Origin of the sequence: Nonomuraea deserti (genome assembly GCF_004348685.1) — a bacterium.
GTDB classification, from domain to species: Bacteria; Actinomycetota; Actinomycetes; order Streptosporangiales; family Streptosporangiaceae; genus Nonomuraea; species Nonomuraea deserti.
This window is the reverse complement of sequence record NZ_SMKO01000306.1, coordinates 1-7,754: the sequence shown is the minus strand read 5'-3', so window position 1 is coordinate 7,754 and position 7,754 is coordinate 1. Positions and strand designations below refer to the sequence as shown.

The window sequence follows — 7,754 nt, the reverse complement described above, 5'->3', positions numbered from 1 at the left end:
GTCGGAGTTGTATAAGAGACAGCCTTCAAGCTCGACCCCGACGCGATCGAGCTGACCAGCCCCGTCTTCGGCCACGAGGAGGTCGGCGCGCTCGACGCCGACCTGACCAGGCAGCACGCGGGCGAGCCCATCGGCGAGCGCATCATCGTCGAGGGGCGCGTGCTCGACGACGACGGCCGCCCCCTGCGCGGCACGCTGGTCGAGCTCTGGCAGGCCAACGCCGCCGGCCGCTACGCCCACGACGGCGACCAGCACCCCGCCCCCCTCGACCCGAACTTCACCGGCGCCGGCCGCTGCCTCACCGACCAGGACGGCCGCTACCGGTTCGTCACGATCAAGCCGGGCGCCTACCCGTGGCGCAACCACGACAACGCCTGGCGCCCCGCCCACCTGCACTTCTCCGTCTTCGGGCAGGCCTTCACCCAGCGGCTGGTCACCCAGATGTACTTCCCCGGCGACCCGCTGATGCCCTTCGACCCGATCATGCAGTCGATCCCGGACGAGGCGGCCAGGCGGCGGCTCGTCTCGTCGTTCGAACTGGACCTCACCGAGCCCGAGTGGGCCCTCGGCTACGCGTTCGACATCGTGCTCGGGCGCACCCCGACGGAGACGCCATGACCACGCCCTCGCAGACGGTCGGACCGTTCTTCAGCCACGCGCTGCCGTACGAGCGGGACTGGGAGCTCGTGCCCGAAGGGCATCCCGGCGCGATCACGCTCACCGGGCGGGTGCTCGACGGCGCCGGGGAGCCGGTGCCCGACGCCCTGCTCGAACTCTGGCTCGGCTTCACCGGCGACCGCGGCGCGCTGAGCAGGGAGGGCGGGCAGGTGTCCGGGTACGGCCGCTGCGCCACCGCGCCGGACGGCACCTACCGCTTCCGCACGGCCCGGCCGCCGGGGCCGTACCTCTCGCTGCAGATCTTCGCCCGCGGCCTGCTGCGCTCCCTGCTCACCCGCGTCTACCTGGAGGACGTGCCCGACCCGCTGCTCGACGGCCTCGAACCCGAGCGCAGGGCCACGCTCGTCGCCGCCGGTTCTGGCGACTCCTACTGCTTCGATGTGAGACTGCAGGGAGCGGAGGAGACGGTGTTCATTGAGTTCTGACGGTCCATTGCCTTCTGACGGTCCATTGCCTTCCGGCGGTTCAGCGACGTCCGGCGGTTCAGCGACGTCCGGCGGTTCAGCGACGTCCGGCGGTCCATTGACGTCCGGCGAGCCGGGCGCCGACGGCGGCCTGCTCGCGCCCGTCCGGGCGGGCACCAAGGCGGAGGCGATCACCTCGGACACGGCGTGGCTGCGGGCCATGCTGGAGGCCGAGGCGGCGCTCGCCCGTGCCCAGGGCCGCCTGGGGCTCATCCCGCCGGAGGCGGCGGCCGCCATCGACAGGGCCGCCGCCACGCTCGTGCCCGACCCGGCCGGCGTGGCCGCGCGGTCCAGGCAGTCGGCCACCCCCGTCGTCCCGCTGGTGGCCGACCTGCGGCGGGCCGTGCCCGGCGCGGCCGGTCACGTGCACAGGGGAGCCACCAGCCAGGACATCGTGGACACCGCCGCCATGCTGGTGGCCGCCCGTACGGTCCGCGCCGTCGTCGGCGACCTGGGCGCCGTCATGGACGACCTGTGCGAGCTGGCCGCGCGCCACAGGGACACGGTGATGGCCGCGCGCACGCTGGGGCAGCACGCGGTGCCGACGACGTTCGGGCTGAAGGCGGCGCAGTGGCTGGCGGGTCTCATGCGCGCCCGCGCCCGGCTGCGCGAGCTGCGCCTGCCCGCCCAGCTCGGCGGCGCGGCCGGCACCCTGGCCGCCTTCGCCGAGCAGGACCCGTCCGCGGCGCTTCCCCTGGTGGAGGTGTTCGCCGAGGAGATCGGGCTGGCCGCGCCCGCGGCGCCGTGGCACGCGGAGCGCTCCGCCGTCACCGACCTGGGCGCGGCGCTCGCCGGCACCGCCCGCGCGCTGGGCAAACCGGCCACCGACATCATCCTGATGGCCCAGACCGAGGTCGGGGAGGTGGCCGAGTCGTCGTCCGGCGGCTCCTCGGCCATGCCGCAGAAGCGTAACCCTGCGCTGTCCGTACTGGTCCGGTCGGCCGCGCTCCAGGTGCCCGCGTACACGCAGGTGCTCGGCCAGGTCGGCGAGCACGAGCGGGCCGCCGGGGCCTGGCAGGCGGAGTGGCTGCCGCTGCGCGAGGCGCTCCGCCTGACCGGCGGCGCGGCCGAGACCGCCGCCGAGCTGGTGGGCGGGCTCCAGGTCTTCCCCGAACGGATGCGCGCCAACGCCGGCCTGACCGGCGGCCGCCTCGTCGCCGAACGCCTCGCCGCCCACCTCGGCCGCGACAGGCTCGCCGCGATCATGCCCGAGCGGGGGCCGGTCGTGCTCGGCGAGGCGCTGGCCGAGGCGGGCCTGACCCGGGATCCGGACGAGCTGCTCGACCCGTCCGCGTACGTGGGAGCGGCTCCGGAACTCGTCGACCGCATTCTCGCCACCTACCGGGAGCAGCCGTGAAACTCCACCACCGCGTGGACGGCCCGTCCGGCGCGCCGCTGCTGGTGCTCGGGCCCTCGCTCGGCACCACGACAGAGGTCTGGCGCCCCCAGCTCGCCGAGCTCACCGCGTCCTGGCGGGTGCTCAGGTACGACCTGCCCGGCCACGGCGGGTCGGCGCCGGCCACCGGGTTCACGATCGACGACCTGGCGGCGGCCGTGCTCGACCTCGTCGAGGACGAACGGTTCGCGATCGGCGGCATCTCGCTCGGCGGCGCCATCGCCACCACCGCCGCACTCCGCGTCCCCGGCCGGGTGCGCGGCCTGGTGCTGTGCTGCACGTCCGCCCGGTTCGGCGAGCCGGGACCGTGGCGGGAGCGGGCGGAGCTGGTGCGGGCCGAAGGAGTGGCCGCGCTCGCCCCGGCGCTGGAGAACCGCTGGTTCACCCCCGGCTTCGACGGCCGGTGGGTGCTGGAGGGGCTGGGCGAGGTGGACGCCCCGTCGTACGCCGCCTGCTGCGAGGCCCTGGCCGCCTTCGACGTGACGGGCAGGCTCGGCGAGATCGCCGCGCCCGCACTGGTGATCGCCGGCGCCGAGGACCCGGCCACGCCCCTCGACCAGGCACTCACGCTGGCCGGCGGCATCCCGGGAGCGTCGCTCACGGTCGTGCCGCGGGCGGCCCACCTGGCCGGCGTCGAACATCCCGGCGCCGTCACCACCGCCATCGTCCGTCACCTGCGGGACGGCGGACGGGACGCCGGGATGCGCACCAGGCGCGAGGTGCTCGGCGACGCGCACGTCGACCGGGCGATCGCCGCGACCACCGGCTTCACCCGCGACTTCCAGGACCTCATCACCCGCTACGCCTGGGACGAGATCTGGAACCGGCCGGGGCTGGACCGGCGCACCCGCAGCTGCGTCACCCTCACCGCCCTCGTCGCCGGAGGGCACCTGGAGGAGCTGGCCATGCACGTCCGCGCGGCTCTGCGCAACGGGCTCACCCCGGACGAGATCAAGGAGGTGCTGCTCCAGGCCGCCGTCTACTGCGGCGTTCCGGCCGCCAACGCCGCCTTCGCGGTGGCCCGCCGCACGCTGGACGACCTCGGCTCCGAGGGCCCCTGACCTTGGAAATGCTTTAAGGTTGGCGGGTGGTTTTCGAGGAGGGATGGGCGGCTTCGCCCTTGCGGTGGTTGATGAACACGCTGGGCGACGCCCAGCTCGCCAGGATGAGCGCGGACCCCGGCATGGTGGCCGCGGTCGACCAGCACGCCGCGGTGCTGCGTGACGCGATCCCGCTCGACAGGGAGACGCTGGGCGACTACCTGCTCGGGTTCCTGGACGAGCTGCGGCACCGGGGGTGGGTCTTCAGCGGCGAGCCGGACGCGCCGGCGCTACGGCTGACGGCCGTCTGCTGGCTGGCGCGCGAGCTCGGCCTGCTCGAGGACGGCCACCCGGCCTGACCGCCGGTCTCGGCATCCCGCCCGGCCTGCACCGGCGCGACCCGGGCCCCCGCAGGCCGGGCCGGTCGGGTTCGGGCGGGCCGGGCCGGCAGGGGGCCGTCACGGTCACTCCGGGGGCATGTCCGAGCGGGTGGTGCGCCCGCCCGGCATCGTCCGCACCTGCGTCGTCTCCTCGCTCATCGACCGGGCGTCCTCACGACCCCGCTGGTACGCCTCCGCGTGCGCCCTGGCCTGCGGCGCCTCGGCCTCGACACGGCCCAGCCAGCGCTCCCAGCGCTGCTGCATCGGCCGGATGAGACCGCCCCCGATGCCGATGGCCGCGATCGCGCCGACGGTGGCGAGCACCGTGATCAGCACCGGAGTGGTGACGGTGGTGGCCACGCCGATCTGGTTGAGCGCGGCGATGATGCCCAGCGCCCAGATGAACACCGCGGCCAGGGTCGCCAGAAAGCGGCCGTAGGACAGCCCGCCGAGCGCGCCGGAGAGGATGTCCCTGACAGCCTTCGCGATGGCGCCGGCCACCACGATGATCACGATCGCCACGATGGCCTTCGGCAGCCAGCCCACCACGGAGGCCAGCAGCGCCGAGATCGGGTTGGGCCCGAAGACGTTGAAGGCTATCTGCAGGGTGACCAGCAGGATCGCGTAGTAGACGATTCTGGCGAGCAGACTGCTGGCGGTGTAGTCGCTCCGCTCCAACCAGCGGTGCACGCCGCTGCGGTCAACGACCCGCTCGAAGCCGACACGTTCGAGCACCTTGTTGACGATCTTCTCCAGCAGCTTCGCCACGATCCACCCGATGATGAGAATCACGATGAACGCGATCAGCTTCGGGACGAACGTTGCAATCTGCCGGAATACGTCCGTAAGCCCTTGGCCTATGTTGATGTCCACGGTTTCCTCCTCCGAGGAGCTGATGCAACGGCGCTACCCGTACCGCATCGGTCTATGCACACAGCGCCACCGAAAGCTCGCATAAGGCGACATATCGTTGTTCGAGGTGCCCTGTAGGGTGATCACCATGCATCGAAGCCGCGTGTACGCCTTGTTGATCGACACCCCAGCCGCCGAGGCAGGCGAGGCGGCCGCCTTCTGGGCGGCGGCGCTCGGGGCCACCGCCCGGCCGCTCGAAGGTTACGAGCAGTTCATCTCGCTGCACGAGGCCGTCCCGGGGTTCGCCGTGGCCGTCCAGTCGGTCGACAGCACGCCTCGCTGGCACATCGACATCGAGTCCGACGACGTCGAGGCCGAGGTCCGGCGCCTGGTCGCGCTCGGCGCCACCGAGGTCTCGCAGTGGCAGGAGTGCCGCACGCTGCGCGCGCCCGGCGGGCACCTGATGTGCGTGCTGCCGGTGGAGAGCGACCGGGAACTGTTCGACGCCGAGGCGAAGACCTGGCCGTAACGGCGGATCACTCCGGGTCGAGGCCGGCCGCCTTCAGGTGAGCGGCCGCGGCCTGCTCCAGGTGGACGAGGTCGGAGGCGACGGTGGCGAACGTGAAGCCCTCAGCCAGGCGACGGGCGGCCTGCTCGCCGCCCGGGTTGTGGATGCCGGCCGCGATCCCGGCCCGCTCGGCGCTCGTCCTGATCCTTTCCAGCGCCTCCTCGAACACCCCGGCGACCTCGGGGTCGTTGGGGAACCGGCCGCCGACGGCCAGGCACAGGTCGGACGGGCCGACGTACACGCCGTCCAGGCCAGGGGTGGCGCAGATGGCCTCGATGTTGGCCAGGCCCTCCGGCGTCTCGATCATGGCCAGGACCAGCACGCTGTCGTCCGCCTCAGCCGGGGTGGGGCCGATCCGCAGCATGGAGCGCATGGGGCCGTACGATCGGCGGCCCCCGGCCGGGTAGCGGGCGGCCGACACGGCGGCAGCCGCGTCCCCGGCCGTGTCGACCAGCGGCACGATCACGCCGCCCGCGCCGAAGTCGAGCGCCCTGCCGATGGCAGCGGGCTCGCCCGACTCCACCCGCACCAGGCCGGTCGAGCGGCCGCCGGCGTCGATGGCCATGAGGTTGCTCAGCAGCCCGGCGTTGCCGATCAGCCCGTGCTGGCCGTCCAGCGCGATGTAGTCGTACCCCAGCCGGGCCAGGCGTTCGGTGGCGACGGGCGCGTCCAGCACCACCCAGTAGCCGACGGCCCGTTCCCGGCTGCGGATCTTCCTGGCGAACTCGGCGGCGGTCATGCGCTCTCGGTCTCCTCTGCGCTGATGCGGATGTGCGTGATGGCCTCGCGGCGGGAGGCCGTGGTACTCATCGGTTGTAGGCGGGCATGGGGCCGCGGAGCGCTTCGCCCACGGCGTCGCAGGCGGCGGACACGTCGGCGGGCAGCGGCCCGGCCGCCAGCGCGGCCAGGTTGGCGCCGAGCTGGCCGGGGCCGGACGCGCCGAGCAGCACCGCGCTCACCACCGGCCTGCCGGTCAGCCAGCGCAGCGACAACTCGGCAAGAGGCATCCCGGCCGCGCGGGCGATCGCGCCGAGGTCCTCGACGGCCCGGAACAGCTCTGCGTCCCAGTACCGCTGCCGGTACATCGCCGCCAGCCGGGAGTCGCCGAAGCGGCCCGCCTCCGGAGCCCGGTCGAAGCGGTGCCGGCCGGTCAGCAGGCCGCCCCCGAGCGGGTTGTAGACCATCGTGCGCAGGCCGGCGGTGAGCGCGAACTCCGCGTACTCGTCCTCGATCCTCCTGGCCAGCAGGTTGTAGAGCTGCTGGGCGACCACGGGCCGCGGGGCGATCCCCGCGATCTGCCAGGCGGCGTAGTTGGACACGCCCAGGTCGCCGATCTTGCCCTCGGCGACCAGTTCGGCGACCGTGCCGAGGGTGTCCTCCAGCGGCGTCGCCCGGTCCGGCTGGTGAAGGTAGAACAGGTCGACGTGGTCGGCGCGCAGCCGCCGCAGGCTGCCCTCCAGCGAGGCGCGCAACCCGGCGGGGGAGAGCGGCGCGTGCTCGCCGGCGTCCGGGTGCGGGATGCCGGCCTTGGTCGCCAGCACCACCCGGTCGCGGCGGCCGCGCAACAACTCGCCGAGGATCTCCTCGGCGGCGCCGCCCGCGTAGCCGTTGGCCGTGTCCACGCCGGTCACCCCGGCGTCGAGCGCGAGGTCCAGCATGCGCCCTGCCGTCCCGGCGTCCACGGTGTCGCCGAACGTCATGGTGCCGAGCACCGGTTCGGGAGTCATGCCTTCTTCCCTCGTGATAGCCGGCCGGCCGTCGCGCCCGACCGTTCGTCATGGCGGCCCGCGGGTCGTGAGGGGGCGGGCGCGCTCTCGTTCAGCCCTTCGATGTCGTACTGGGGGTCCGCGGTACTTGCGGGCAACTGTGGCATAATCTGCGCGTTTTGTGCAATACTTGCCGCGTGATTCGCGCAGCCTGATGGTGTTCGGAGGTGGGTGTGTGGGCCACGCTCCGGTGTTCGCCCTGGCCGACGACCTGTCAGGGGCGGCGGAAACGGCAGCCGCGCTCATGTCGCCCGAGCGCCCCGCACGCATCACGCTGTCGGGGCCGCCGTACGACGCCGCGCCGCCCGTGCTCGTCGCCGACCTCGACACCCGGCACCGCCCCGATGCCGCCGGCCTGGTACGGGAGGCCCTCGCCTGGGCGGCGGACCGTCACGTCCTCATCAAAATCGACTCGCTGCTGCGCGGGGACATCGCCGCCACCGTCCACGCCTGCCTGACCACCCCCGCGGGTTCGTCCCCCGCGCCCGCCGTGCTCGCCAGCGCGCTACCGCAGGCCGGGCGTACCGTCGTGGACGGAGTGCCCCTCATCCACGGGGTCCCGCTGCGCGAAACACGCATCTGGACCCCCCGACCCCAGCCTCCTTCCACC

9 protein-coding genes and 1 pseudogene are annotated in these 7,754 nt (G+C 73.5%); 7 read left to right on the top strand and 3 right to left on the bottom strand.

Annotated elements, in window-relative coordinates; all coding sequences use genetic code 11:
* Positions 1-33: 33 nt before the first annotated feature.
* The 5 genes and pseudogenes from pcaH to E1292_RS48455 form a co-directional block, all read left to right on the top strand.
* Positions 34-618: pseudogene (gene pcaH, locus E1292_RS48475) on the top strand (protocatechuate 3,4-dioxygenase subunit beta); the annotation flags it as partial.
* Positions 615-1,103 (top strand): dioxygenase family protein, encoded by a 489-nt coding sequence (locus tag E1292_RS48470; RefSeq protein ID WP_132606561.1) that lies wholly within the window; start codon positions 615-617, stop codon positions 1,101-1,103. The pseudogene pcaH and the gene E1292_RS48470, both read left to right, overlap by 4 nt.
* A gap of 97 nt (positions 1,104-1,200) precedes the next feature.
* Positions 1,201-2,499, top strand: a complete 1,299-nt coding sequence (locus tag E1292_RS48465) for a lyase family protein (RefSeq protein ID WP_132606560.1) — start codon at positions 1,201-1,203, stop codon at positions 2,497-2,499.
* Positions 2,496-3,599: a bifunctional 3-oxoadipate enol-lactonase/4-carboxymuconolactone decarboxylase PcaDC gene (gene pcaDC / locus E1292_RS48460; protein ID WP_132606559.1), complete on the top strand. Its 1,104-nt coding sequence runs from the start codon at positions 2,496-2,498 to the stop codon at positions 3,597-3,599. The genes E1292_RS48465 and pcaDC overlap by 4 nt, the downstream gene beginning before the upstream one ends.
* Positions 3,600-3,625: 26 nt before the next feature.
* Positions 3,626-3,937: a DUF6401 family natural product biosynthesis protein gene (locus E1292_RS48455; protein ID WP_246090965.1), complete on the top strand. Its 312-nt coding sequence runs from the start codon at positions 3,626-3,628 to the stop codon at positions 3,935-3,937.
* A gap of 105 nt (positions 3,938-4,042) precedes the next feature.
* On the opposite strand, the gene E1292_RS48450 is transcribed toward E1292_RS48455, so the two are convergent.
* A complete protein-coding gene (locus E1292_RS48450; protein WP_181958418.1) occupies positions 4,043-4,831 on the bottom strand; it encodes a mechanosensitive ion channel family protein in 789 nt (262 codons plus the stop codon).
* Between the two features lie 127 nt (positions 4,832-4,958).
* On the opposite strand from E1292_RS48450, the gene E1292_RS48445 reads away from it, so the two are divergent.
* The gene (locus E1292_RS48445) at positions 4,959-5,339 is read left to right on the top strand and encodes a VOC family protein (protein WP_132606558.1); all 381 of its coding nucleotides are present in this window, start codon (positions 4,959-4,961) and stop codon (positions 5,337-5,339) included.
* Between the two features lie 7 nt (positions 5,340-5,346).
* On the opposite strand, the gene E1292_RS48440 is transcribed toward E1292_RS48445, so the two are convergent.
* Both E1292_RS48440 and E1292_RS48435 read right to left on the bottom strand, forming a co-directional pair.
* Positions 5,347-6,117 (bottom strand): HpcH/HpaI aldolase family protein, encoded by a 771-nt coding sequence (locus E1292_RS48440; protein WP_132606557.1) that lies wholly within the window; start codon positions 6,115-6,117, stop codon positions 5,347-5,349.
* Between the two features lie 67 nt (positions 6,118-6,184).
* Positions 6,185-7,105: an aldo/keto reductase gene (locus E1292_RS48435; RefSeq protein WP_132606556.1), complete on the bottom strand. Its 921-nt coding sequence runs from the start codon at positions 7,103-7,105 to the stop codon at positions 6,185-6,187.
* Positions 7,106-7,319: 214 nt separating this feature from the next.
* Here E1292_RS48435 and E1292_RS48430 point away from each other — a divergent pair.
* The coding region (locus E1292_RS48430) for a four-carbon acid sugar kinase family protein (protein WP_165975151.1) at positions 7,320-7,754 on the top strand (435 nt) is incomplete at its 3' end.